Below are 26,375 nucleotides of genomic sequence, written 5' to 3'. Positions count from 1 at the left end.
GATGATGGCGCTGCACGTTGAATCGGTCTCAAAAACGCTCGGGGCATTCTCCCTGCACGACATCTCCTTTGACGTAAAAGAGGGGGAGTATTTCGTGATCCTCGGGCCGACCGGTGCGGGAAAAACGATCGTGCTGGAAACGATCGCCGGCATCCATACACCGGACATGGGAACGATCTGCTGGGACGGCGAGGATATCACGCACGCAGAACCCCGGGAGAGGAACATCGGGGTCGTATACCAGGACTACATGCTCTTTCCCCACCTGACGGTTGAAGAAAACATCGGGTTTGGCCTGCGGCAGAAAAAGATGGCGCGCGAACGCATCCGCGAGGCCGTTGAAAAAACCGCCGGCCTGCTTGGCATTCCTCACCTGCTCTCCCGGTACCCGGTCACGCTCAGCGGGGGCGAGCAGCAGCGGGTGGCCCTTGCCCGGGCGCTGATCTTAGAACCCCGGGTCCTCCTGCTGGACGAACCGATGAATGCGCTGGACTCTGCCATGCGCGAGCGCATGAGAAAGGAACTGGCGAGGATCCACCGGCTCACGGGCACGACCGTGATCCAGATCACCCACCATTTCGAGGACGTGTTCGCGCTTGCCGACCGGGTCGCGATCATGAATAACGGGACGATCGTGCAGGTGGGGGAACCTGCCGAAGTGTTCTGGCACCCGAAAGATACCTTCGTCGCAGAATTTCTCGGGATCGGGAACCTGATCAAAGGCGTTGCACGCAGGGCCGGGAGTCTTATTGAGATTGGAGCGGAGGGCGGCGTTAGTATCGTTGCCGCATCAGGGGACGAAGGGGACGTGGTCGCAACCCTGCACGCGGAGGATGTGATCGTATCAAAAGCCCCGTTTGCTTCAAGCGCGAGGAACTGCCTGCCCGGGACCGTGACCGAACTCGTGCCCTCGGGAAGCACGATTAAGATCGTTATCGACGTAGGCTTTCCCCTCGTGGCCCTTCTCACCCGGGAGAGCTGCCGGGAACTGGAAATTGCCCCGGACAGCCGGGTGTATGCGACATTCAAGGCTTCGGCGGTCCACGTGATTCCGGTCAATGGGAAATAGGGCCGGACCCGGGTCCGGGCTCAGTACCCTCCCTCTTTTCATGTGCCTTGTGACCGTTTCGCGAGACATATATAGCGCATATGTCCCATAAATTTGAGGCAATTTTTTTTAAGAGGATGATGCATTGAACGACAGCGCTACGACAGGGTCCTGGTACACCACTCCGGCACAGCTCAAACTCCCCGTATTCATCCTTCTCATCCTTACCGGTATTTTCCTTGAAGGGTTCGTGCATTACCGGTATGGCATCCCTGTCGTGTACACGCATTTTTATTACCTGATCGTGGTTGTTGCCGGGCTCTGGTACGGGAGAAAGGCAATCGGCGTTGCCCTCTTCTTCGGGGGTCTTCACATCGCCGTGAGCTGGCTTGCGGCCACAACCTTCCCGTTCGATGCGCTGCTCCGCGCCCTGATGCTCCTTGTCGTGGCAGTTGTCGTCGGGACAGTTGTGGAGCAGATGAACCGGTACCGGGACCAGGTGCTGGTGCAGAACCATGAGGTAAAAGAGATGAACGTCCAGCTCGATGCCTCGCAGAAGGCACTCCTTACCGCGAATAAAAAGTTAAACCTGCTCTCCAGTATCACGCGGCACGACATCAAGAACCAGCTCACGGCGCTGCTCATGTATATCGAACTTTTAAAAATGACGGATCAGGACCCCGGACTAAAAGACACGATCGATAAGGAAGAGATCGTGGCAAACAACATCCTGCGCCAGATCGAGTTTACGAAGAATTACGAGGAGATCGGGGTCAATGCCCCGCAGTGGCAGAACGTGACGCAGCTGGTATCCCGTATTGCACCGGTCCTGGAACATACCGGTGTGCATCTTTCGGTTCTTACCGGCGATCTCGAAGTATACGCAGACCCGCTCCTCGAAAAAGTATTTGAGAACCTTGTCGACAACTCACTCCGGCACGGGGAGCATGTCCGGCATATTACTATCAATTCCGAGAAACGCAAAACCGGTCTTGTCCTTACATACAAGGATGACGGGGCAGGAGTCCCGGCAAAGGATAAGGTCAGGATATTCGAGAAGGGATTCGGGAAAAATACCGGTCTCGGGCTGTTTTTGACACGGGAGATCCTCTCGATCACCGGGCTCTCGATAACGGAATGCGGGCTGTTCGGTGGCGGCGTGCTCTTTATGATCCTGATACCGGAAGGCTGCTACCGCGGGGGAAAGCCCACCCCGGCTGGGGCCTGACCGGACGGCCAGTGATCGGGTTTTAAGTATTTTTGCGCATATGGGTAATATAACACCGGAACGGTACGAAAGTCACCATACGGAGGTGGATTTTATGAAGATTGCACCACCTTTTTTCCCGGACCTGCTGGAACAGTTCATGAGCGAATGCGATGACGCTGAGCACTGGATCACTGTGCAGGAGTTCCGTACCAGGATGTCTCTGGACAAATCCTCGGCCCATGCAATTGCCGGATTTTTACAACGGCTCCACAATAACCCGTCAGTCCCCTACCGGTATACCGTTGCACGGATTGAAAACGTTACAGTTGACCAGCCGTACCATCGGATCATCCGGCGCTACCTGATCCGGGAGAGACCAGTGCAAAGAAGAGGATGTGCCGGGAAAATGCCGGACCTCCGGAATGTTTCCGGTACTACAGTTAAATCCCGGCAGGGGAGAATAATTAAATGACGACTCCTATGGAACCGGACGGGATCACCGGTATACCAGAATGCCACCGCCGTGGCAGGCCCCGAATCCGCCGTATTATTGAAAGCGGGACTGATTCACGCTGCTACGAACCGCGCTGTTGTCCGCACGAAGACGGCATTGTGATCTCGCTCCAGCCCGAGGAGATCGAACTCATCCGGCTTGTCGATCTGGAGGGACTGGAACAGGAGGAAGCGGCAGAAAAACTCGGGGTCTCCCGCAAGACCGCATGGCGGGACCTGCACGAGGCCCGCCGCAAGATCGCTGATGCGCTGGTAAACGGGAAAGGAATCGAGATTGCCGGCTGCCAGAAGGCAGCGGAAGGCCGGTGCCCGAAGTGCCCCCGCAAAATCCCCTGATTTTTTCCTGGCTTTTTTGGCAGTTCCATCATCTTTAAGTGTTTTCGCTCATATGGGTAATTACCCCCGAACGTGGGAATGCGAGGCAACGATTATGAGTAACGAACCGATGAAAATACCCGTGAATTATGCTGAGGCAGCAGAAGCGCTGAAATCAATACTGGGCCTGAAAGGATCGCCGGTAGCCATCAGATTCGCCCCATCCAAAGAGGATATCCCGGCCGGGATGGCGGAACTCGACAAGACCATCCGGCACTGTACTATGGTTAACCTGGCCCGGACTGAGGGAAAGATCTTCTACGCGCCTGCCGACAAGCATGAATGCAACGGCGGCGCATGGTCGCTGGGTCTCAAGGAGATAACGCCAACCTTAAAGAACGGCGAATTTTACTTCAAGCTGGGAAAATTTGACAGTGCAGCCGCCTGCAAACGGACCATCGAGAAGGTCACGCATCTGGGCCCGGGCGAGACGTATGCCACGCTCTATGCCCCCTTAGAGAAGACACCGTTTACCCCGCAGGTTATCCTGATCATAACAACGCCCCGGAACATGCTCAAGCTCGCCCAGAGCACGCTTTTCAGGCTCGGCGGGAGGATCTATGCAGAGTTCTCCGGCATCCAGTCGGTCTGTTCGGATGCGACAACGCAGACCTATCTTACCGGGCGGCCGAACTTCTCGCTCGGTTGTGACGGATCGAGAAAGTTCTCCGGAATTACCGATGACGAGATGGTGATGGGCTTCCCGGCCGAGATGCTTCCCGAGATTACTGCCGCACTGAAGATCGTGATCGGTGCAGCCGGTTCAAAATAAGAATCTGATACGCGATCATGGCGGAAGAGGGAAAACCGGCGTGCCGGTGCCATGTGGCAACCGGGAGATGCACGTGCGGATCTTCCTCCCGCGTAATTCCTTTTTTAGTACTTGATCCTTAAATCTTTATGCTCATATGTGTAATAATCCCGGCAGAGAGATTGTGAGGATTTTTTATGCCGAACTATGACGGGACCGGGCCGCTGAAACGAGGAAGGGTAATCGGCCGGGGACGCGGGGTCTGTAAGAAAGGTACTGATGACTGCACACAAAATGCAGAGAAGAAAAAAGCCCCGGTCCGGAACGAGACTCCCGGGGAATGAACCGTATCCGAGAAGATGAGATGATGCCACAACCATTCATCAGCGTGAACGACCTCTGCATGGACTTCGACGATACGAGGGTCTTAAACAACGTATCGTTTGAGATCCCGGAAGGGGAGATTATGGGAGTCATCGGCCGGAGCGGCGCGGGAAAAAGCGTCCTGATGCACCTTCTCCGGGGCGTCGAACAAGCGCCGACCAAGGGCTCGATCGTCTACCACATGGCCGCCTGCAACCGCTGCACCTTCATGGATGTGCAGAGCCGGGCCGGGGGCCGGTGCCCGGAGTGTGGCGGGGACCTGGTCGCGGTGGATGTCGACCTCTGGGACGAGAAAAGCAACGGGATGAAGTCCCGGGTCATGAACCGGACCGCGATCATGTTCCAGCGCACGTTCGCCCTGTACGGCGACGACCGGGTGATCGAGAACGTGCTGCATGCCCTCGACGATATCAACTATCCTCAGGATCAGGCCATCAACCGGGCCGCCGACCTGATCGACCAGGTCCGGCTCTCGCACCGGATGATGCATATCGCCCGCGACCTGTCGGGCGGAGAGAAGCAGCGGGTGGTGCTTGCCCGGCAGCTCGCAAAGAACCCGGCGATGCTCTTTGCCGACGAACCGACCGGCACGCTCGACCCGGAGACCGCACACCTTGTCCACGAGATGCTTATCGATGCGGCAAAGAAAAACACGATGGGAATGGTCGTTACCTCGCACTTCTCGAGCGTGATTGAGGAGATGGCCAACCGGGCGATGCTGCTCGTCAACGGGGAGATTGCCTCCATCGGTTCCCCAAAGGATGTGATCCGGTCTTTTGCAAAAGACTACCATGAGATCGAAGAATCGGCACCGCCTGCTCTCGGTGAAACGATCCTCTCGGCCCGGGATGTCTCCAAACGCTATATCTCGGTCGACCGGGGCGTGGTAAAAGCGGTGAACATGGTGACGTTCGATGTGGCAAGAAAGGAGATCTTCGGGATTATCGGAAAGAGCGGGGCGGGCAAGACCACGCTCTCCCAGATCATTGCCGGCATTATCGAACCCACGAGCGGGGAGATGAACGTCCGGATCGGTGAGGACTGGGTCGATATGACAAAACCCGGTATCGAAGAGCGGGGCCGGGCCAAGGAGTATATCGGCCTCCTCCACCAGGAATACGATCTCTACCCCCACCGGACGGTCATCGACAACCTGACCGATTCCATCGGCCTTGAATTCCCGAAGGAACTGGCAGTCCGAAAAGCGGTTATCACTCTTCGGATGGCAGGTTTTACCGAAGAGAAATCACGGGAGATCCTCCCCCGGCTCCCGGGCGAGCTCTCGGACGGCGAGCGGCACCGGGTCGCGCTCGCACAGGTGCTCATCAAGGAACCCCGGCTCGTGATCCTCGACGAGCCGACCGGCACCATGGACCCGATCACCAAGCAGGACGTGAAACATTCAATCTTACATGCCCGCGACGAGATGGACGAGACCTTCATCGTGGTCTCGCACGACATGGACTTCGTGCGGGACATCTGCGACCGGGTCGCCCTGATGCGCGGCGGGAAGATTATCCAGACCGGGAAAACTGCCGGGATCCTTACGCAGGTTACCGACGACGAGAAGAGCGATTGAGAGTGAAAATTTCAAAGATTCGAGATATTAGGGACTCAAACGATCATGACACCAGACCCACACACTATCGAAAAATGCGATGAGAATTGTTCCTCCTGTGCCTCCGCACAACCGCACAGCGCCCCAAAAGGGCTGCCGCCAAAAGCAAAGATCGATGTGAAACACGTCATCCTCGTTTTGAGCGGGAAGGGAGGCGTGGGAAAATCCACCGTCTCGGTGAACCTTGCCTATGCCCTCGCCAACCACGGGAAAAAGGTCGGCCTGCTCGATCTCGATTTCCACGGCCCCAACATCCCCAAAATGCTCGGGATCGAAGACCAGCGGCCGACGGTCCTTGCAAAATGCATCGAGCCCGTGCACGTGACCGGGAACCTTGCGGTCATGTCTATGGCATTCCTGTTGCCGGATACGAGCACCCCGGTGGTCTGGCGCGGCCCGATGAAGATGGGGGCAATCCAGCAGTTCCTCGCGGAAGTGAACTGGGGAGCGCTTGATTATCTTGTCGTCGACCTGCCACCCGGCACCGGCGACGAGGCGCTCACAATCGCCCAGCTGGCCCCGAACGTGCGGGGAGCCGTGATCGTGACGACGCCGCAGGATGTCGCGGTCATGGATGCCATGAAAGCGGCAAAGTTCATTGAGAAACTGGAACTGCCGGTCATCGGGGTTATCGAGAACATGAGCGGGATGGTCTGTCCCCACTGCGGCGACATCATCAACCTCTTCAGCGTCGGGGGCGGGAAGAAGGCGGCAGAGGACCTCGGCGTCCCCTATCTTGGCGCGATTCCCCTTGACCCGGAGATGGTAAAGGCCGGCGACGAGGGGCGGCCGTTTATTCTCCGGCACGCAGGTTCGCCGACCGCAAAAGCCGTGGACGAGGTCATGGAGAACCTCGTGGCGCAGATCGAGTCCGATCAAAAAGAATGACCGACACCCGGGATCACAGCCAACTATAGAGAAGACTCCACATTACCATGAGAAAATATCCTAGAATCCCGGAACTGCTGGAACAGTTCATGCAGGAACAGGAAGCGGATGAGCAGTGGATCACGGTGCAGGAACTCCGGGACCGTTTCGACCTGACACGGTACCAGTGCAACACCGTCTCAGGATTTTTGAGACGACTGGAATTTGGCACGTTCGGCCGGTTTTCCTACCGGGTGATCAGGATCGAGCACGTGAAAGGGGCCGGGCCCTCGGATCCCCCGAAATGCCGGTATCTCATCAAACGAAAAGACCTCACCAGGACCGGTATCCCGGATAGGATGGATCAGACCTGCGCACGGGTGCGCTGTTCAGTAAATCCCGGGGTATCCCAATAGAAGAGGATACCATTATGTACCACCTGCTCGCATGAGGAACATACCTGAAGTGAGGAAATTGTCATGAAAATCACAGATGTATCAAAAGTAGTATCGGGACCAAACCCGCATCACGTCGATGCACGGAAGATCTATGACACCCCGCATGCAATGGCGGTTGTCATCACGCTCCAGCCGGGCGAATCATTAAAGAAACATATCACACCGGTCGATGTGTTTTTTTACGTACTTGAGGGTACGGGCATTGTTGAGATTGGCGACGAGAAGCAGACCGTCGGAAAAGACATGCTGGTCGAGAGCCCGGCACGGGTTCCCCACCGCTGGACAAACGAGAGCTTATCGGTGTTCCGGGTGCTGGTCGTAAAGGTGCCAAAACCGGTGGAAGAGACAAAACTGCTCTGATACACTGATGAACCGGCATATCCGGCCATCGGACGATTCTCTCTTTTTAGCAGTGCATTTTTTCTGCTGAACCGCACGGCCTGGGCAGAATAACAACAATTATACTCTGACGAACGGAAAAAAAGTTAATGAAAAACCCGTTCCACGTGATGATCATCCCGACGCTGGGCTGCCCCGGCAGGTGCAAGTACTGCTGGAGCTCGGAAGAGGGCTCGCCCGTGATGAAGCCGGAGACTGTGGCGGAGATCGTGGAATGGCTCAAAGGAGTCGACAGGGAACGGGTCACGTTCACGTTTCACGGCGGGGAGCCGCTGCTTGCAGGGGCGGACTTCTACCGTAAGGTACTGCCGATGCTCGCGGAAGGGCTCGCCCGGATGCACCCGGAGTTTGCAATGCAGACGAACCTCTGGCGGATGACGCCGGAGATCGCGGATGTGCTCGCGGCGTACCACGTGCCCATCGGGTCGAGTATCGACGGACCCGAGGCGATCACGGATTCGCAGCGGGGGGACGGTTATTACGAGAAGTGTATGCGGGGCTATGAGATTGCAAAGGCCCACGGCCTCGACGTGCGGTTCATCTGCACCTTCACGAACAAGTCGGTGAAGAAGAAGGAGGAGATCTTCCGATTCTTCCTCGACAAGGGTTTTACCCTGAAACTGCACCCGGCCCTGCCGTCGCTCCGGTCGGAGAACCCGAAGGAGTGGGCGCTTGAGCCGGCGGAGTATGGCGATCTGCTGGTGTATCTCCTCGACCAGGCGCTCGACCACATGGGCGAGATCGAGGTGATGAACATCAACGACCTCTGCCGGTGCGTGTTCACCCGGCGGGGGAGCGTCTGCACGTACGTAGACTGCATGGGGAGCACGTTTGCCATCGGACCCGACGGCAGCATCTACCCCTGCTACCGATTCGTGGGGATGCCGGAGTACGTGATGGGGAACGTGGCCGACAACCCGACCCTCGAAAACCTGATGGCGTCGCCGGCGGGAAAACTGATGCTCGCGTTTAAGGACTACGTGGATACGGCGTGCGGGAAGTGCAAACACATCAAATACTGCCGGGGCGGGTGTCCCTACAACGCGATGGCCCCGACACCGGGAAGGATCGAGGGGGTCGACCCGCACTGTGTCGCTTATGCCCGGATCTTCGATGAAATCGGCGGACGGCTTAACAAGGAGATGTTCGATGCGCCGCAGATGGAGATGGGGGGATTCGGGATGACGCCCGTGCAAAAACCCGTGAAACCTGCAAAGCCCGGCGTGATGGCGCTGATGCGGAAGAATGCGATGCGGTGATACAAGAAACAACGGATAAAAAAGAAAAATATGAGGGGATTTTACGCGCTCTTCGCGCTGGAGTTCTTGCTTGCGGTCGCAGACTTTGCAACCGGCGCATTCTTCGCGGCTGCTGCAACCTTGTTATTCTTCTTTGACGTAGTGATCACTTCCTTTTCGTTCTTTTGTGGTATGTGCCACTTATTGTTGTTCTCTTCATGCCGGGATATACGCTTTCTTCTCGTGTAGGAATTCCGGGTGTTTTGCACGGTTATTTTCGCAACCGGGACACGGAGAACGCACCGGCAGGTACCGAACCATGAGGCGGGGAACTGGAGTGGAGTGTATCAGGTGCCAGCTCGGCCATTACCCTTATTCACCGGTAAAAAAGACACGTATGCACTGTGAAACGCGTGATATTGATCCTGATCGTGATCCTCTGTCTGGTATCGGCCGGGTGTACGAGTCCCGCAGGTACCGGGACAAACCTCACGGCTGCCGCCACACCGGCACCGGACACCGGGTTTGTCCTGAACCCGTCTGTCCGGCCGGGTGACGATTTTTATGCCTACGTGAACGATGCATGGCTTGAAAAGCACCCAGTTCCGGCCGACAAAAAAAGTTACTCGACATTCTCCGAACTGGGCGACACCGTAGACGATGATCTCCATGCCCTCCTCTTAAACGCGTCAAACACAACCCCCGTTAGTGCAGACCGGAATATCACCCTTATCGGGCAGTTCTACCGGTCGGGAATGGATAACGCGACGATCGACCGTGAAGGACTCCAGGGGCTGTCCGACGATCTCACGATGATCGACGCGATCGATTCACGAAGCGATCTGACCAATGCCACGATCACGCTCCTCGCACACGGGGACAGCCCGGTGTACTTGTATTATGCAGAGAACAATCCCAGGAACAGCAGCGAGATGGTCCCGGGCCTCGAACAGGGCGGGCTTGGGATGCCGGACCGGGACTATTACCTGAGAACGGACAACCAGAGCATTGAGATCCAGGACGCGTACCGGCGTCACATCGCCCGGATATTCGAGCTTTCGGGCGAGACTGTAGAAAATGCTACGGCTGATGCAAGTACCGTCTATGCCATGGAAACGATGCTTGCCGGGTCTCATTACAGTACAGAGGAAAACCGCGATCCCACCAATACCACCAACCTCTATACTCCCGCCGAACTGGAAGAACAGTATCCCGCGATCGGATGGGAAAAACTCGTTTCCCTCCCGGGATCCGGGCCGACAAGCCAGGTAAATATCCACCAGCCAAGGTACGTAAAAGAGCTCAATACCCTGCTCCAGACTGCCCCCCTTGCTGACTGGAAGGTCTACCTGAAGTACCAGCTGATCAATGGCGCATCCCCGTACCTCAGTCACTCTTTCGAAGAGGAGAGCTTCGCGTTCTACAGCACAACGCTCAATGGCGTGGAGGAGATGAAACCCCGGTGGAAGCGTGTCGAGACAACGGAGAGCGATCTCTTAAGCGATGCCGTGGGCAAGGCATATGTCGCTGCATATGTCGATCCCCGGACCCGGGAGATGGTATCGGCCATGTTTGTTTCCCTCCGGCAGACCCTTGACGAGAGGATCTCTAACCTGACGTGGATGGGCAATTCCACGAAGGTTGCGGCCCATGAAAAACTGGCGGCGATGCGGGAGAAGATCGGGTATCCTGACACCTGGATGGATTATGCCGGTCTCAACCTCTCGGACTCCTATGTCTGTAATGTCCGTTCCGTCCAGGCGTACAACTTCATTTACGGGCCCACTGGCCTGTCCCGGATCGGCAGGCCGGTTGACCCGAATGTCTGGTATATGTCCCCGCAGACGGTAAACGCCTATTATAACCCGACCACAAACGAGATCGTGTTCCCCGCTGCGATCCTCCAGCCGCCGTTCTTTGACCCGGATGCAGACTCCGCACACAATTACGGGGCTCTCGGCTGGGTGATTGGCCACGAGATGACGCACGGCTTTGACGACCAGGGCCGGCAGTACGACAAGGACGGGAACTTAAAAGACTGGTGGACGGCAGAGGATGCGGTAAACTTCAACAACCGTACCCACCTGATCGTGACCGAGTACAACAACTTTGAAGTCCTCCCCGGGCTCTACAGCAACGGCAACCTCACGCTCGGGGAAAACATCGCGGATTTCGGCGGCCTGACGCTCTCCTACCATGCGTGGAAGGAGACAGCGACCCAGTCGCCGGGGATAGCGGCATCCAACCATACGGCAGACCGGGAGTTCTTCTTCTCGGCCGCACAGACATGGAGGGAGAATGCGAGGGATGACGCACGGCGCACCTGGGTGTATACCGATCCCCATTCCGATACCAAATACCGGGTGGACGGTGTCGTCTTTAATATTCCGGAATTCTATGAAGCCTTCCCGGAGGTCCGGCCCGGCGATGCCCTGTACCGGAATGCGAGCGAGCGACCGGTCATCTGGTAACTTTTTTAGGAGAAGATCCGCCGCAATCCTCATCTGCTTTCACCTACCATTTCAACAAATGGAAACTCCGGACAGCGGCAGCAACAAGAAGGGCTTTGGCCTCCTCATCCTCTCCATCTCGCTTGCAACATTCATGGCAAGCCTTGACGGCACGATTGTCAACATCGCACTCCCGACGATCTCCGAATCGTTCAAGATCTCGACGACCACCGTGAGCTGGGTTGCGACGTCCTACCTGCTGGTGATGGTGGGCTGCCTGCTCGTCTTCGGGAAGATCTCGGATACGATCGGGTACAAGAAGATCTTCCTTTCCGGCTTTGCCATTTTCACGCTCGGATCGCTCTTCTGCGGGATCCTGCCGGAGATTGTTCTCGGGTTCCCCTCGCTCGTAGTATCCCGGATGTTCCAAGCCGTGGGCGGGGCGATGATCATGTCGGTTGCCGCTGCCATGATCAGCACCTACATTCCCATGGAGCAGAAAGGAAAGGCGATGAGCATCATCATGCTCTTTGCGGCGCTCGGGACAGCGATAGGCCCGACCATCGGCGGTATCCTGACCCAGTACCTTTCCTGGCACTGGATCTTCTTCATCAACGTGCCGGTCGGGATCTTCGCGATCCTCCTCGGGGCAAAGGTCATCCCGGCGTCGCAGCCGGTGCCGGGCCACGGCGGGTTTGACAGGCTGGGCGCCGGGCTCGCGTTTGTCGGCCTTGCGTCGCTCGTCTTTGTCGTCTCGGAAGGGGAGTCCATGGGCTGGACGTCCCCCATTATCCTGTGCACGACCGTTCTCGCGGTCGTAACCCTTGCCTGGTTTGTCCGGCAGGAACTCGGGGTTGCCGATCCGCTCCTCGACATCCGGCTGTTTAAGAACCGGAACTTTTTCCTGACCAACCTGCTCCTCTGCCTGGTTTTCTTAAGTTTCTCCGGGATCAACTACCTCCTGCCCTTCTACCTGGAATATGTCCACAGTTACGACACGTCAACCGCCGGGCTGATCATGACCTCGCTCTCGTTTGCGATGATGGTCGCGGGTCTCATTGCGGGCGTGACCTTCAACCGGGTGGGGGCGCGCTGGCTCTGTATCCTCGCATGCATTCCCCTGATCGTCGGCTACTACATGATGACACAGCTGCATGTCTATACCTCCACCGGCTTTGTGGTCGGAAGTCTCGCCCTGATCGGTTTCGGGCTCGGCCTGATCGTCACCCCGGCGACGACCATGATCATGATGGCGGTTTCAAAGACAAAGGCGGGGATGATCTCGAGCCTGACCAGCCTTGAGAGGACCGCCCCCCTCACGATCGGGATTGCGATCTTCAACCTGCTCCTCATCGAGGGGGTCATCCGGATCGCCAAGAATTACGATGTAACCTCAAAATCCCCGGCCGATATCCAGGTACAGGTGCTCTCCGCCGGTTTCGATCTCGCATTCGTCCTCTCGCTCGTGCTGGGCATCGTGATCCTGATCATTGCCCTCGTGGTAAAAGTGGAGATCCACCCGGACTATGCCGAGGAAGGGGAGACCCCGGCCGTGGATGTGCTCTAAGTCGCCATTCTCTTTTTTTAAAGAGGGCATACCAGCCCAAAAATATACGATGTTTCCGGGGTAATTTTTCCTGCGGCTGGGATCCCCGGTAGTTATTTCCGAAGGATGACAGGACCGGGTTCCATGTATCGTCCGGCACCGAGCATCCAGGTACCGTCAACGTCAGTCACGTAGCTGATCTTGAGTTCAGTGGTATTGGTCGCCGGGTTCACCGAGTAGTACTCGACCATCGCAGTCCCGTTTCTGGCGCCGTTGAGCATGGCCTGTACATGGTGTGTTCCCAGGGGATCGGTCGCATTGAGCCGGTTTGTCCCGATCTGGTCGGGGCGGTACGGCCATGAGAGCACCGTACCGTTGTAATCATAGCTAAAGACGTAGAGGTCGTCTTTGATGAACGAGCCGTTGACGTTGTTGAACCCGGCAACTGCTTTTTCTTTCCCATAGGTCTTCGCATAGGCTTTAGCGTCCGCGACAAACTGTCGGAGTTCCTGGTCGACCAGCATATCCTCGCTCGTATAGATGCCCGCCCCGATCCAGTACGTGTCATCGACCGGGCGCACGTAACTGATCTTGTATTTCACGGTAAAATTATCGGACGGATCCGGGTATTGGTACAGGAGATATCCTCCGCCGCTTTTCGCGAGCGCGATCTCGGTCCGGGTGTAATACCTGCCGGAATTGTCCTGGAGGTTATAGAAACTGGTGCCGACAAGCTGTGGCTGGTAGAGCAGGGCAAGGGCATGGCCGGAATAGTCCAGCGCGTAGATATAGACGTCGCCGACGACAAACGGGCCGGATTTGTTGGAGAATGCAGAGAGTGCGGCAGCCTTCCCGTTCTTCTGTGCGTAGGCTGCGGCATTATCCACAAAGTCCTTGATCTCCTGATATGTCAAAGGAGCATTTGGGGATGATGCAACGGCGGGTTCAACGGGCCCCGTGTATATCCCGGAACCAAGCCACCAGGTATCGTCTACCTTCACCCCGTATCCCAGTTTTGTTTCAAGGGTCCGGTTGTGTTTGGGATTGACATAGACAAACGGGTAAAAGCCGCTCCCGTTCCGGACTACATTACCCATATCCGTAACAAAAATGCCATTGGCACCCTCACGCTTTTTCCCGACTGCCTCAGGGTTTACCGGATGGGCGAGGGTTGTGCCGTTGAAATCATAGGCATAGATGTAGAGTTCGCCACGGATAAACGAACCATTCGGGTTGCTGAATTCTACAAGGGCTTTCTCTTTGCCCTGTGCTTTTACATAGGCGACTGCGCTGTCCACAAAGGCGACGAGCGTTTCATTGGTGGTGTAGTTCCCCTGCGGGGGGATGGCAGTACTTACCGGAGTTGAGGGGGTTACGTCAGACTGAGGTTGTGTGCAGCCGGCGCTGGACAGGAACAGGCCGAGAACAAGCACGCACAGGAGAGAGCTTGACGCCGCTTTCATAGTACTCAGGTGGTGTATATTCCCTCTTAACCAAATCGATTCGGTACTCTCATTGTGGAGGGTTACAACGGACCATGAACACCGGCAGACGGCCCCCGGCTCTGACCCTGTAAGGAGGGGGGAGGGTCTTGCGATTATGGTCCCGGGGGGACGCTCCCGGTTGTCCTGCAAACGAGGAGAATGTGCCACTTCTCCCGCAGGGATCGCGGGGGAGACCGGCTGACCGGTCCTGACCGGGGAACAATTTTCCTGAAAAAAAAGATTCCTTGTTCCTCCGGAGATGTGCCAGAACCATTTACAGTGGGTGCAGGTATCAGCCGCTCTTTTCTGCACCGGAGGTGAGGGTCTCGGCGGGGAACAGCCAGCGGGCGAAGAGCTGTGAGGCGAGCGGCATCACAACCCACGTGAGCAGCACCACGAGGAGAGAGACAAATACCACTTTCTGGACGAGGAACGGCTCGGCATCAAGGAACGGGCCGGTGAGGATCGAGATGATGATCGAGACCGGCAGGGCAGCGATCCAGGTCACGACGGCCTGGCGGGCTTTTGTCGGCGGTTTGAGGACGTTTTGCCCGGGGAGCGTGAACCAGGTCTCAAGACCGGTGAGCAGTTCCGTGCGGGGCGGTGCAATCGTGAGATTCTTTTCGGTTGCCAGCCATGCGAGATACGTCGGCGAGGTATGCCACCGGTCGAGTTCTTTCTGGGATGCGAACTTGTAGACGATCCGGTACACGCCGTCGTGGTATTTTCCCGGCCGGAAGATCGAGATCCCGAGGTTGGCGGGGATTGAAGTAAACTCGTCCATGTGTTTTTTTAGTTCCGCTTCGAACTGCGGTTCGCAGCCTGCTTTTACGTAGTGGATACGTACGACCGTGATCGGTGTTTCAGGAGATGCAGCCAGTTGTGTCACCCTTGTCCGGGTATTCTGGTGGTTCCTGCTTAAAGCTGTCGAAAATATCCGGTGCTTCCGGGAACGGCAGGAGTGGGAAAAAGGGAAGCCCTGCTGAGGACACACCGGATGGATCCGGGCAAAAAACAGAAAAGGGAGACTTCCGCCCGGCTCACGGTGTTACGGGTGTCCAGAGGCCGATGAGGTTTCCTTCGGTGTCGAGGATCATCGCGGTCAGTCCGACGCCCGGGATCGCGGTGACGGGCTGCGCGATCTTCCCGCCGAGCATCTCCACCTTCGAGACGATACCTTCGATATCCTCGACCCGGGCGAAGTCGAGGATCGGTTCGTTCCGGTGCCGTTTGTACAGCCCGCCGGTGTTGAGCGCGCCGGGTTCTGCCGGCCCGGTCGTGATGTCGTGGTACTGCATCGCCGCTATTCCCATGGTATCGGCGGCAGGTGCCGGGTCTATCTTCCAGCCGAGGAGGGCGGTGTAGAAGTGCCGTGCCCGGTCGACGTCGTCGGCCGGGATCATGAAGTGGGAGAGGTTTGCCATGAAAAAGAGTGGGGATCTTATGCTATATAGCAGCAGGGGCCGTTTTTTTCGGACAAGGGGGGGGAGGGGTACCCCCACCCCCCTCCCCCTCTTTCATTCAAAGTGGGGGTCACCCTCCCCCCTATGTGGCCGGGCAACCGGGGGGCACCCCCTCCCCTCCGGTCCCGGCCGGGCCAGAACACGGACCCTGCCAGAAATCTGCCAGCGCCCGCATCTCACGACGGTAATTCCGCGCGAACCACAGGTTTTGGCTTTGCAGGAAAGGTGCGGTTTTCTCGAACAAGGGGGGAGGGGGGTGATCCCCTACCCCCCGCCATCTCTTTTTTTTAAGTGGGGGCCACCCTCCCCCCTATGTGGCCGGGCGAGTGGGGGGTACCCCCTCCCTACTGCTCTCCAATAGCAGATGAAATCAGGAAAGAAAATCGTGGGGGTGTTCGAGGGTCTAATGCAGATGGTATTTGGTGGGGAATTGGTGGTGTGATTGATGGCCATTATCAGATTTACCTCAGAATGAACATACCCTAGCTCGCATTGATAGCGATACTGATTTATGATTTCGATAAGTAATTTAGTATCATCACCGGTTGATTATGACTCTCTCAAAAATCGAGATTAAAGGGTATAAATCAATACAAGATCTTGATTTGGATCTCAAATCACTCAACGTACTCATTGGTGCTAATGGATCAGGTAAAACGAACTTTATTTCAATATTTAAGTTTCTTAACCAACTTACCGAAGAAAATCTGAATCTTCATGTTAAAAAATCTGGAGGGGCAGATTCATTCTTGTATTATGGCCAAAAGCATACACCCCATTTAGATATTACTTTGAATTTTGGTGCAAATCTTTATCAGTGTAGGTTGGCTCCCACAATAAACGATTCATTTATTTTCGAAATGGAGGAGGTTGCATTTCATAATAAAGGGGTCTATGATAATCCACTTTGGCGCTCATTGGGAACCGGGCATCAGGAAACATTATTGAATAGTCCTTCATTGGATGTAAGTCCGAGAAGAATCTCAAATTATGTTCTTACGTATTTGAAAAGTTGGAGAGTGTATCATTTCCATGACACGAGCGATACAGCCCCTGTAAAACGTCAGGGTGATATCAATGATAATTTTTACTTAAGATCTGACGCTGCAAATTTAGCAGCTTATCTTTACAGCTTAAAGAAAACACACCCAAATCATTACCAGAAAATCCGTGATACAATCCAGTTGGTCGCTCCATTCTTTGATGATTTTATTCTTAGACCAATGCCAGACAACGAAAAAAAGATCCAACTTGAATGGCGGGAAAAAGGATCAGATTATCCATTCCTCGCATATCATCTCTCTGATGGAACATTACGGTTTATGTGTCTGACAACATTACTTCTCCAACCGAGACCGCCATCAACAATTCTCGTTGACGAGCCAGAACTCGGATTACATCCGTACGCGATAAACACTCTAGCGTCCCTTATAAAGAGTGCTGCTACCAGGACTCAGATAATCATTTCAACACAATCTGTGCCACTCGTCAATCAGTTTAACCTTGAAGACCTGCTCGTTGTCAATCGCAGGAATCAGGCAACCGTTATTGAACGGCTCAAACCAGAAGAATTTGCATCGTGGCTTGAGGACTACTCAGTTGGAGAATTGTGGGAAAAGAATGTAATCGGAGGGAGACCCTCCCGATGACTTCAGAAATAAGGATAAATATTGTCACCGAAGGTCAAACAGAAGAGACCTTCGCCAATATGGTTCTTGTAGATCACCTTCAACAATTCAGAATTTTTGATGTCCGGGCTCATAGTATCACGACAGGATATAGCGATGGAAGACCCCACAGGGGGGGTTTTCTGAGGTATGATCATCTAAAAAAGGATATTCTTCGATGGCTCCAGCAAGATCATAATGCATTTGTAACGACCATGATTGACTTGTATGCACTACCTATGGATTTTCCAAACAGGAATCAATTTATCCACACTCCCGACCCGTATAAAAAAGTAGAGAGCGCAGAAAATGAGTTGGCAAAAGACATCAATAATCCACGATTTATTCCAAATATCCAACTTCATGAATTTGAAGCAATTCTCTTCAGTAAAGTTGAGCAAATTCATCAATCGATGATTGCATCAGGCAGCACACCTTCCGAGCTTCGTAAGTTACAGGCTATCAAGGCGGGTTTTCCTTCACCAGAATATATCAACGACAATCCGACCACCGCTCCCTCGAAACGAATTAGACAAATATACCCTTCTTTCCAGAAACCAACGGATGGGATTATCATTGCGAAAAATATTGGAATCCCGACAATACGGAGAGAATGTACCCATTTTGATAAATGGTTAACAAGGTTAGAATCACTTTCACAATGACGAAAGAAAATTAATACAGTGATCGATATCACACCCATAGAACTAATTTTCCCTTGTCTTTGAGTTTGTAATGTCCCCCCATCGCCAAAATCCCCCTATAATTCACCTTTTTATCCGGACATCCCCGCGGTTCAATCAGCTAACCCACAGGTTACACCCATCCGGCCCCGCACAAGCCCCCGATTTCTCCAATAACTACCAAAATATTCGAATCCACCGCAGAGTATATACCATAAAATAACCTTCAGAGAATAATCACAAATGACCCAGGATTTCTGCACACGGATAACGAGGAAGATCGCGAAGATCGGGTACGAGAAGAAGGTTGCCCGCCGCCTCGCAACGTTCTGCTACCTCGCCATGACATTTACGTGCGGGCTCTTCGGGCTCTTTTTGGGAGAGAAAGCACCGATCTACCTGATCGCCAGTTCCGGGATGCATGTTGCGGGTGCCCGGGCCGGTACCGTATCGCCCGCCTTTTCTATTATACGTCGGTGACCGCTGGTCCGGACGTGGCTGGTACGTGCCAGTAACAGATTGTGAAAAAAACGGCTCCGCGTACCGCTTTTGCATAATCGAGTGATGGTTCCTGGCAAAGGGCCGGGGCTGTCGATTCCTTTTCCGGGCCGGCGTTTTTAACATTTTCGGAAGAGCGGACGCGCTCTTCCCCGTATCGCATGATGAATATCAGAATTTCAGAGAGGAAGTGAATCACCCTATGGAAGACATCAGTACAACCCACGAGGACGTGATTACACCGGGTGCAATTGCATCCGGTGCCACGTACAGCAACCGGATTAACCCCTGCGGAACCGTGAGCCACGAAAGCAGCCACGTCGCAGGTGAGACAACACCATCCCTTATTTTGGAGGAGGACACGAGACCGCAGCACGCCGGTACAACACCAGCCCCCCGCCGCCGCACCGTCAAAGGCCGGAAGTCCGGGAACGCCAGCCGCCGGAAGGACCCGGCCCCCGCTGGCCTGACCGCCCGGCCAAAAGAGAACTGGCAGCATGTCCCGAGAGGCACCTGGGAGGCGGCGGACCTCCTTGCAGCGGAGGGTTACATCGTCGGGAAAACAACCGGACCGACCCCGGTCTTCGATCTTGTAGGACGGTCGCCGGACCAGGCGATCCTCGTCAAGATCGTCCGGCCCCGGCAACCGGTCACCGGCGCCGCACGGGTGGCAGAGCTCTACCTTCCCGAGATCCTCACGCTCCGGCCGTATTACCGCCTGGCCTCGGACATCATCGAGCTCTGGGTCTTCTCAAAAGAAGCCGGCCTGCTCCGGTACCGGGTCTTCGACTGGGGGATCGCAAACACGAAAACCATCACAAAAATCCTCAAAATCCCGCCCGCAAAGGCCCCCGTCAGGCTAAATGTCCCACAGAATCCAGCGGATCAGCAAACCCGCAACTCTCCCTGCCCGGTCAGCGTATCCGGGTAAGGAGAGAGCCCGGATTCCCTTTCTTTTTTCCAGATATATCCCCCAACCTCCTATAATAGTATGTCAACGGGCGCCCCGAGACAAAGAAAAAAAGGAGGCAGAAAAAAATGGCAGACTTCACACAGAACACCAACGTGAAGAGTGCGGCCCGCATACTTGCGGAGCCCATCACGGACATCGACGCGTTCAACGCGATGGTACAGTCCGTTATCCTGAACAACCCGTTCGGGTGTGTATCGTATATGAGCTCGGGCGCCAACCACCCACCCGTAGAAAAGACCAGGGAAACTTACACGGCACGGATCGTGTATAAGGACAGCAATGCAAAAGTCGTCGGCAGGACCGCAGAGACCTACAGCACGATCGCCGGGTTCAACACCGGGATCGCAGCGATCCTCGCAAACACCGCCAACACCACGGCCCACGGCGGCACACCGTCCCACAGCTCTGACGGTGACAGCTACTCGGCGACCCTCAAATGCCACGACCCCAACGGCGAGTTGTTCTACGTGAACTTCTCCCGGCAGCAGGTTACCATCTCGTCCTACGAGGACGACGGTATCCTCACCCGGATCGAGACCTGGGCAGACGGCGTAGCGGCGCTGGCCTGATAGGAGTAAGGGTCATGGACAACGAGCTTGTCATCACCGGGGCATTCCTCGGCACAGGACTGCTCGCGTATGTAGTCATCCCCGGTCTCCTCATCATGTGGGACCGGGTCCTCGACCACATGGAAAAGAGCGAAGAAAAAAAGTAAGGAAAAAGCCGGCGGGGAAAAAACCCCGCCGGGAGGCATATCCGCTCCCCCTCGATTGATGGGCGAGAGAACGTGTCCTCTCCCGGGTTACCCGGTTCTTCTCTTGCCCGGTACGTCAGCCGGTCTTCACGACAACGGGGCCCCGGTGCAGTAATTTTTTCGTGCCCCGGAAAGGCCGGGGCACGCACCCTGTTTTTACGGATAAAAAAATGGTAGTACAAAAAAAGGTCTGAAGCGTGCCGGAGTTTATCCCGACATCGAGCGTTCCCAGAGCATCACGACGATCTCAAACGCGATGAGAAGAATGACCACCCATTCGAGGAAATTCGAGTGCTGGATCCGCACCTCGTCGGACAACATCGAGTAGTTCTCCCGGATCACCTTGATCTTCCGGCTCACGCTCTCGCTCCACTGGCTGCTTCTCAGGATCTTTAAGGCCGTCGCATAGACCCGGGCGTAGTAGATATCCTCGGTCACCTTGATCAGGTTATCGACCTTTTCAATCGTCTCCGAGATCTCCGCAGAGCTCTTCATCTGGTGACGCATGATCGCATGGTACTGGCTGCCCCTGTTGAACCAGGACAACCGGTCCGCATGCTCGATATCGTCGTACATCCGCGCCATCTCACGGGTGAGCTCCCGGTCATAGTACCGCAGTTCGAGCACCTGCACGTTTGCAAACTCGATAAGATCGATAAGATCGGTCGGGCTCTCGGGGCCGCAGAGCAGGGCCGAGTCCCAGGAAATAACCGCAAGTTCCTCGTTTGAGTAGCTGAGGGAATTTTTCAGGATATCCTCGCGGATCTGGGAAGAGACGCAAGTCCTGTCCCCAAGGAGCAGCGGCACCGGGTCGATGGAATCGTCCCGCCGGTCGGTCACGTAGATTGTGTAATCCTCGTAAAAGTCCGGGTCGATTGCAAAATTCTTGATATGCGGCTTGATGATCTCCCCGAGGGTATTGAGATACTGGAGGAAGAAGTCAGAAAGCCCTTCCTGGCCGGCGAACCGGAACGCAATATCCTCAAGTTCCCGGTGGTCTGCATTCTCGTCATCGTAGATGAAACAGAGGCTGATAACCCCGATATCGTAGACACGGGCGACCGCGGAGAACTCGTACGAGCGCCCCTCCCGTTCCACCGTCACCGGCAGCATCCGGATCAGGAGCGGGGACGACTCGATCATAATGGATTTCGGCTTGACCCTGACAAAACTGGTACGGGCCGTAAAGTAATTCCGGGCCAGAGACTTCTCCAGCCAGTCGATATCGATCTCCCGACCGATATCATAGATGCGGTAAAACCGCAGTGAGATCATAATATTTTCTCCTTTCCCGGGAAAGACCCGGGATCGTATGCTTTTATTATTTCACTTTAAATCATCATAAACCCTCACACAGACAGTGCAATGCCTTCGTATCCACCGTTTTTAAGGGGAGAATCTCATATTTCCCCCGGGTTTTGGAGATATACGGGAAAGGGCGGAACATGTACATCCTCGCGGTGATTTATATCTCTGCAGCGCAAACCAACGATAGAGAGATTCCATGAGTACTGATTTTTTATCCCTTGCCATGGTTACCATACTCGGGCTCATGGCAGGTACCGCAATCGGCCTTTTTATCGGGTACCTCATGAAGCAGCAGCGATCCACGTGGGGGGATATGACCGGGCGCGAAAAAGCGATCAACATCGCGCTCGTCGTTCTCTGTTCGCTGATCTGCATTGCCGGTCTTGCGTGGCGCTTTCTCCTGAACTAAAGTCGCTGCACCCATACTGGTGCCCGCCCATTTTATCCTTCTGCTGCTCCGGGGACGGGACATAGTACAAAAAAGGCATCCCACAAGTAACATATTGATGATGCGGGACATGCAACAAGTAACGGTACAATGTCTGTGCAGGGACAACGATACGGTGCCCGGATGAGCCCGCTTTCAAAGACGTCTCGTGCGCCGTTCCTGCGGTGACAAAAACTTTGGCAACAGGCAGTGCTGTAAAGGTGCGTGTAAGTGGAGACCGAACTGTTTATTCATGGCATCATTCTCGGTATTGCCCTTGCCGCGCCGGTCGGCCCGATCGCGTTTGTATGCATCCAGCGCTCGCTCGCCAACGGGCGCCTGCACGGCATCATCTCCGGTCTTGGGATCGCCACGGCCGATGCCTTCTATGCAGCGGTGACGGCGTTTGGCCTTGCCCTTATCTCTGACTTCCTGCTCACCCGCCAGTGGTTCTTCCGGCTGTTCGGGGGCATTGCCCTCATTGCAGTGGGTATCCGGATCTTCTTTGCCGCGCCGCCCGATGCCACAACCGCTCCCGGAACCGAGTCGTACCTTGCCGATTATTCCACGATGCTTGCCTTCGCGCTGGCAAACCCGCTCACCATCCTCTTCTTTGCCATTATTATCCCGGGTTTCGGGGTTGTAATCAGCGGAAGTACCTGGGTGACCCCCACGATCTTTGTCGTCGGAGTATTCCTCGGGGAGGTGGCATGGTGGGTTTTTCTCTGCGGAACGCTCGGCTCCATGCGAAGCTACCTCACCCGGGAGCGCCTGCACCTGATCAACCGGCTCTCCGGTCTCGTGATCACCGCATTCGGGGTCGTGCTGCTCGCCACCCTGGTCGTGACTGGCTGGGTCACGTAGAAATCCGTCTGGCCGGGAAACCCTTTCATCTCTTTTAAACGAACCCGTTGCAAAACGCTACTGACGATATTTCCTCTGCCGGCATCCGCGAGTAATTTACAAACTGAATAGTTCACTTAATTAACTATTAACCGGATACATCAAAAGCAGGTGCTGAATTATAATGTCCGAAGATATCCGGGACCGGGCCGCAGAGGCCCTCATTGCCCTCATCCCCCTCTACTACAAGAACGTGATGCGGAACAGGCATACCAGTAACGGGGTGCTTGTCGCGCAGTGCCACTCCCTCGGGCTTCTCATGAAGTTCAAGGCATTGCCCATGTCAGAGATCGGAAACCGGCTCTACATCTCCCGGCCGTATATGACACGGCTTGCCGACCTGATGATTGAGGACGGGCTGGTCGAACGACAGGCAGATCCCTCAGACCGCCGGGTAATAAACCTCACGATAACCCCAAAAGGGAAAAAATTCCTCAAAGAATCCGTATCCAGGTACAAAAAAGACCTCCTTGAGAGTTTTGAAGGGCTTGACGATGAGGAACTCCGGAAACTGGGTACGGCGCTTGAAGACGCCTACCGGATCCTCATAAAAATAAACCAGGAGTGACAGCCCTGAACCTGTTTACCCGGGATAAAAAACCGGCAGCGAGTAATACCGGCTGGGTGAGTGTAGACCCCGACAGCGTCCCATCAACCCCGGGCGGAGTTTCTTCGGGAACCGACAACACCGCCATTATCCGTATAAACCATCTCTCCAAGGTATTCAAAAACAAGACAAAAACCGTAATTGCCGTAAACGATGTCTCATTTGAGGTACAACACGGGGAAATCTTCGGGCTTCTCGGGTCAAACGGTGCAGGAAAGAGCACGCTCATCCGGATCCTCACGACCCTCCTTTCCCCCACCTCGGGGCAGGCATTCGTGAACAACTACGATGTCGCAAAAGACCCGGAGAAGATCCGGGAAATCATCGGCGTCTGTGCGCAGAACTATACGAGCGATGTCGAACTGACCGCGTACGACAACCTTGAATTCTACGGGAAACTCGAAAATGTCCCGGACAGTATCCTCCCGGACCGGATCTGGGAACTTTTAAAAATGGCCGGCCTTGAGGATCGTGCCTACATGCCGGTCCGGACGTTCTCGGGGGGTATGAAGCGCAAACTTGAGATCGTCAGGGCATTCATCCACCGGCCGCTCATCCTGTTCCTGGACGAGCCGACGATCGGTCTCGATCCCGAAGCCCGCCGGGAAGTCTGGCAGCAGATCCTGATGCTCAACGCAGAGCACACGACGATCATTCTCACCACCCACTACATGGACGAGGCGGAAAAACTCTGCGGCCGGATCGCTTTTGTGGAGCGCGGCCGCCTGATCGCCCTTGATACCCTGGAAAACCTCCGGAAACTGATCCCGGCCGGCGACCTCATCGAGATTGGCGTGGACCATATGGACCCGGTGGCAGAAGAAGCGATCCGGAAGATCGACTTTGTCAATGCAGTGTCCGTTGTCGAACACGCGGTGACCATCTCGGCGACAAACGGCAGCCGGGTGATCCCCGCCATACTCGCCGTATTCGAGGATTACTCGATTCCCATTATCTCCATCTCGATCCGGTCCCCCTCGCTTGAGGACATCTTCATTTACCTGACAGGTAAGGGCCTTGACAGCGGAGAGGGGCATGAGACACGAGGGAGCGGGAGGCAGTTCCCGTGATGCGGAGTGCTCTTGCCATCTTCAAACGGGACTTCAAGAAGTTCCTGAGTAACCCGTTTATGATCATGATGACGCTTTTCATGCCCATCATGTATCTCGTCATCTTCGGGAACGCGATGGGCGGTACCATCAGCCACATCCCGGTAGGTGTGGTGCAGGAGGTGCCCCCTTACAACGATACGGCGCTCTTTACCAGCGCCTCCTACCAGCTCAACCATATCAGCCAGACCAACGCGGAAAAACTGCTGGATGTCACGATTTACGCAGACGAGGCAGCGGCCAAACAGGATCTGATTAACGGAAAGATATCGGCCGTGATCGTCATTCCTTCATCGGTCTCAAACGATAACGCTATCCGCCTCTATGTCGACAGCGCCGATTCCATCACCCCCCCGCTTGTGGAGGCGGCAGTAACCAGGGTACTTCTGGGACTAGGGAGCCACAACCCGGTCCTTGTCGACAAGATCTACGGGGACATCAAGTACCTCCAGTTCTTCGGCGTGGGCGTGATCATGATGGCCATCTTTACGTCTACCATGTTCGGAGGCGGGATCGCGCTCATCAAGGACCGGGAGAACGGGATCCACGAGGGGTACCTTGTCACACCGGTCAAGCGTTCCAGCATTATCTTCGGGATCATTTCGAGCGGGACCCTCCGGGCGTTTATCGCCGGGTTTGCCATTTTCTGGATCGATCTTTTAATCACCGGCATTGCCCTCCAGAGCTTCCAGGATTTCTTCCTTGTCGTGCTGGTGATCCTGATTGCATGCGTGGGCGTGACGAGCCTTGTCGTCTCCTTTGCATCCCGCTTTTCCTCCCAGGCGGAATATTCCTCGGTCATCGCGTTCTTCAACCTCATCCTTTTCATGACATCGGGGGCCTTTTACCCGGTGATCGGGATGCCGGGATGGCTGCGCTGGATTACCGTGATTAACCCGGAGTACTACGGGGTCCATGCCCTGCGAAGTATTATCCTGAGGAACCAAGGCCTCAACGTAATTGGCATTGATCTCATCGCACTGTTGATATTCTCAACAGCAATGATAATCCTCGGGATCGTCACCTACCGGCGTACCCTCGAATAGACTAAGGAGTAAAGGAAAAGGCACCGCACAGGAATACCAAGGGTTGTATACCGGATTTTCCTTATTGAGACGACACCTGAAAAATATCTTGAGGAATGCAAATTTTCAGTATAAACTGCGTATCAGGTGAAAATTTTGATGATACTGGTGAGGTTAGGATCGGAATATATATGGTTAGAATTTCAAAATGGACTAAGATTTATATAACATCTTCGAGGATCTGCATGAGTGAAATAAGCGGATACATTTTCCCCGGTACCAGGGATGCTGCGAAAGCTGGCAGCCGTTTTTCGGGGCGCCGCATCAGCGCCCTGCGGTTTCTGTGCCTTATATCGATCGTTCTTGCAGTGCTAGCGATCACCCCGGCACAGGCCGGTACGAAATACATGGCCGGAAACCCTGAACTGAACGCACATATCGCCGGGACCAACGAGTTTTCCCCGGGGGACGATATCAACATTCAGGTTGTCATTGAGAACACGGGCCTCAACCAGTTCAAGATCGTCAAATCCGGCATTGTCGACCCCAACGACCTCTCGAACACGGCAAAACATCTGACAGTGACCCTGGGAGCGGCAGATGCACCTGTCATTGTC

The 26,375-nt window shown here is 55.1% G+C and carries 29 protein-coding genes and 1 pseudogene; 25 read left to right on the top strand and 5 right to left on the bottom strand.

The features are described from left to right. Position 1: 1 nt before the first annotated feature. From WCX19_RS04080 to WCX19_RS04030, 11 genes are all read left to right on the top strand, one after another. A complete protein-coding gene (locus WCX19_RS04080) occupies positions 2–1,069 on the top strand; it encodes an ATP-binding cassette domain-containing protein (protein WP_373005400.1) in 1,068 nt (355 codons plus the stop codon). Between the two features lie 124 nt (positions 1,070–1,193). Then, a complete protein-coding gene (locus tag WCX19_RS04075) occupies positions 1,194–2,276 on the top strand; it encodes a sensor histidine kinase (RefSeq protein WP_373005398.1) in 1,083 nt (360 codons plus the stop codon). A 94-nt stretch (positions 2,277–2,370) separates the two neighbouring features. After that, the gene (locus WCX19_RS04070) at positions 2,371–2,730 is read left to right on the top strand and encodes a hypothetical protein (RefSeq protein ID WP_373005396.1); all 360 of its coding nucleotides are present in this window, start codon (positions 2,371–2,373) and stop codon (positions 2,728–2,730) included. Further along, on the top strand, positions 2,727–3,107 hold the full coding sequence (locus WCX19_RS04065; RefSeq protein WP_373005394.1) for a DUF134 domain-containing protein: 381 nt from the start codon (positions 2,727–2,729) through the stop codon (positions 3,105–3,107). The genes WCX19_RS04070 and WCX19_RS04065 overlap by 4 nt, the downstream gene beginning before the upstream one ends. Positions 3,108–3,201: 94 nt before the next feature. Then, positions 3,202–3,918: a DUF169 domain-containing protein gene (locus tag WCX19_RS04060; protein ID WP_373005392.1), complete on the top strand. Its 717-nt coding sequence runs from the start codon at positions 3,202–3,204 to the stop codon at positions 3,916–3,918. 176 nt (positions 3,919–4,094) lie between these two features. Further along, positions 4,095–4,241, top strand: coding sequence for a DUF5320 family protein (locus WCX19_RS04055; protein WP_373005390.1), 147 nt, complete (start codon positions 4,095–4,097; stop codon positions 4,239–4,241). A gap of 23 nt (positions 4,242–4,264) precedes the next feature. Further along, on the top strand, positions 4,265–5,860 hold the full coding sequence (gene atwA, locus WCX19_RS04050) for a methyl coenzyme M reductase system, component A2 (RefSeq protein ID WP_373005618.1): 1,596 nt from the start codon (positions 4,265–4,267) through the stop codon (positions 5,858–5,860). A gap of 45 nt (positions 5,861–5,905) precedes the next feature. Further along, positions 5,906–6,787, top strand: coding sequence for an Mrp/NBP35 family ATP-binding protein (locus tag WCX19_RS04045; protein ID WP_373005388.1), 882 nt, complete (start codon positions 5,906–5,908; stop codon positions 6,785–6,787). Between the two features lie 47 nt (positions 6,788–6,834). After that, a complete protein-coding gene (locus tag WCX19_RS04040) occupies positions 6,835–7,182 on the top strand; it encodes a hypothetical protein (protein ID WP_373005386.1) in 348 nt (115 codons plus the stop codon). A gap of 63 nt (positions 7,183–7,245) precedes the next feature. Continuing rightward, positions 7,246–7,584, top strand: coding sequence for a cupin domain-containing protein (locus tag WCX19_RS04035; RefSeq protein WP_373005384.1), 339 nt, complete (start codon positions 7,246–7,248; stop codon positions 7,582–7,584). Positions 7,585–7,712: 128 nt separating this feature from the next. Then, positions 7,713–8,882 (top strand): TIGR04083 family peptide-modifying radical SAM enzyme, encoded by a 1,170-nt coding sequence (locus WCX19_RS04030; protein ID WP_373005380.1) that lies wholly within the window; start codon positions 7,713–7,715, stop codon positions 8,880–8,882. Between the two features lie 41 nt (positions 8,883–8,923). Here WCX19_RS04030 and WCX19_RS04025 read toward each other — a convergent pair whose 3' ends face one another. After that, a complete protein-coding gene (locus WCX19_RS04025) occupies positions 8,924–9,130 on the bottom strand; it encodes a hypothetical protein (protein ID WP_373005377.1) in 207 nt (68 codons plus the stop codon). A 135-nt stretch (positions 9,131–9,265) separates the two neighbouring features. Here WCX19_RS04025 and WCX19_RS04020 point away from each other — a divergent pair, with 135 nt between their 5' ends. Continuing rightward, a complete protein-coding gene (locus WCX19_RS04020; protein WP_373005374.1) occupies positions 9,266–11,332 on the top strand; it encodes a M13 family metallopeptidase in 2,067 nt (688 codons plus the stop codon). A 58-nt stretch (positions 11,333–11,390) separates the two neighbouring features. Beyond that, entirely contained in the window at positions 11,391–12,878 is a 1,488-nt protein-coding gene (locus WCX19_RS04015; protein ID WP_373005371.1) for an MFS transporter, read from the top strand. A 92-nt stretch (positions 12,879–12,970) separates the two neighbouring features. On the opposite strand, the gene WCX19_RS04010 is transcribed toward WCX19_RS04015, so the two are convergent. The 3 genes from WCX19_RS04010 to WCX19_RS04000 all read right to left on the bottom strand — a co-directional run bounded on the left by WCX19_RS04010 (position 12,971) and on the right by WCX19_RS04000 (position 15,765). Next, complete coding sequence (locus WCX19_RS04010; protein WP_373005368.1) at positions 12,971–14,320, bottom strand: cache domain-containing protein; 1,350 nt, start codon at positions 14,318–14,320, stop codon at positions 12,971–12,973. 313 nt (positions 14,321–14,633) lie between these two features. Next, the gene (locus WCX19_RS04005) at positions 14,634–15,230 is read right to left on the bottom strand and encodes an antibiotic biosynthesis monooxygenase (protein WP_373005365.1); all 597 of its coding nucleotides are present in this window, start codon (positions 15,228–15,230) and stop codon (positions 14,634–14,636) included. A 151-nt stretch (positions 15,231–15,381) separates the two neighbouring features. After that, positions 15,382–15,765 (bottom strand): VOC family protein, encoded by a 384-nt coding sequence (locus tag WCX19_RS04000; RefSeq protein ID WP_373005362.1) that lies wholly within the window; start codon positions 15,763–15,765, stop codon positions 15,382–15,384. Between the two features lie 590 nt (positions 15,766–16,355). Here WCX19_RS04000 and WCX19_RS03995 point away from each other — a divergent pair. The 6 genes from WCX19_RS03995 (at position 16,356) to WCX19_RS03970 (ending at position 20,340) form a co-directional block, all read left to right on the top strand. Further along, positions 16,356–17,453 (top strand): AAA family ATPase, encoded by a 1,098-nt coding sequence (locus WCX19_RS03995; protein WP_373005359.1) that lies wholly within the window; start codon positions 16,356–16,358, stop codon positions 17,451–17,453. Further along, positions 17,450–18,136 (top strand): DUF4276 family protein, encoded by a 687-nt coding sequence (locus WCX19_RS03990; protein WP_373005356.1) that lies wholly within the window; start codon positions 17,450–17,452, stop codon positions 18,134–18,136. The genes WCX19_RS03995 and WCX19_RS03990 overlap by 4 nt, the downstream gene beginning before the upstream one ends. Before the next feature lie 261 nt (positions 18,137–18,397). After that, entirely contained in the window at positions 18,398–18,634 is a 237-nt protein-coding gene (locus WCX19_RS03985; protein WP_373005353.1) for a hypothetical protein, read from the top strand. Positions 18,635–18,854: 220 nt separating this feature from the next. Beyond that, on the top strand, positions 18,855–19,583 hold the full coding sequence (locus WCX19_RS03980; protein ID WP_373005350.1) for a hypothetical protein: 729 nt from the start codon (positions 18,855–18,857) through the stop codon (positions 19,581–19,583). Positions 19,584–19,690: 107 nt separating this feature from the next. Beyond that, positions 19,691–20,194 (top strand): hypothetical protein, encoded by a 504-nt coding sequence (locus tag WCX19_RS03975; RefSeq protein ID WP_373005347.1) that lies wholly within the window; start codon positions 19,691–19,693, stop codon positions 20,192–20,194. A 14-nt stretch (positions 20,195–20,208) separates the two neighbouring features. Then, positions 20,209–20,340 (top strand): hypothetical protein, encoded by a 132-nt coding sequence (locus WCX19_RS03970; protein WP_373005344.1) that lies wholly within the window; start codon positions 20,209–20,211, stop codon positions 20,338–20,340. 246 nt (positions 20,341–20,586) lie between these two features. Here the strand turns inward: WCX19_RS03970 and WCX19_RS03965 are convergent, their stop codons facing one another. Further along, positions 20,587–21,654, bottom strand: coding sequence for a hypothetical protein (locus WCX19_RS03965; protein WP_373005341.1), 1,068 nt, complete (start codon positions 21,652–21,654; stop codon positions 20,587–20,589). A gap of 229 nt (positions 21,655–21,883) precedes the next feature. On the opposite strand from WCX19_RS03965, the gene WCX19_RS03960 reads away from it, so the two are divergent. The 6 genes and pseudogenes from WCX19_RS03960 to WCX19_RS03935 form a co-directional block, all read left to right on the top strand. Further along, positions 21,884–22,096 carry a hypothetical protein gene (locus tag WCX19_RS03960; RefSeq protein WP_373005338.1) on the top strand — a complete coding sequence of 71 codons (213 nt, stop codon included), beginning with the start codon at positions 21,884–21,886 and terminating at the stop codon, positions 22,094–22,096. 249 nt (positions 22,097–22,345) lie between these two features. Next, entirely contained in the window at positions 22,346–22,978 is a 633-nt protein-coding gene (locus WCX19_RS03955) for a LysE family translocator (protein WP_373005335.1), read from the top strand. 163 nt (positions 22,979–23,141) lie between these two features. Further along, positions 23,142–23,585, top strand: a complete 444-nt coding sequence (locus tag WCX19_RS03950; RefSeq protein WP_373005333.1) for a MarR family winged helix-turn-helix transcriptional regulator — start codon at positions 23,142–23,144, stop codon at positions 23,583–23,585. Next, positions 23,582–24,694, top strand: coding sequence for an ABC transporter ATP-binding protein (locus tag WCX19_RS03945; RefSeq protein WP_373005330.1), 1,113 nt, complete (start codon positions 23,582–23,584; stop codon positions 24,692–24,694). The genes WCX19_RS03950 and WCX19_RS03945 overlap by 4 nt, the downstream gene beginning before the upstream one ends. Next, entirely contained in the window at positions 24,694–25,779 is a 1,086-nt protein-coding gene (locus tag WCX19_RS03940) for an ABC transporter permease (protein WP_373005616.1), read from the top strand. Before WCX19_RS03945 ends, WCX19_RS03940 begins: the two co-directional genes overlap by 1 nt. A 224-nt stretch (positions 25,780–26,003) precedes the next feature. Further along, positions 26,004–26,375: pseudogene (locus tag WCX19_RS03935) on the top strand (hypothetical protein); the annotation flags it as partial.

It is taken from the genome of Methanoregula sp. (assembly GCF_041663825.1).
Lineage (GTDB): Archaea > Halobacteriota > Methanomicrobia > Methanomicrobiales > Methanospirillaceae > Methanoregula.
Note: the sequence above shows the minus strand (reverse complement) of the source record. Positions and strands in the feature narration are given on the sequence as shown.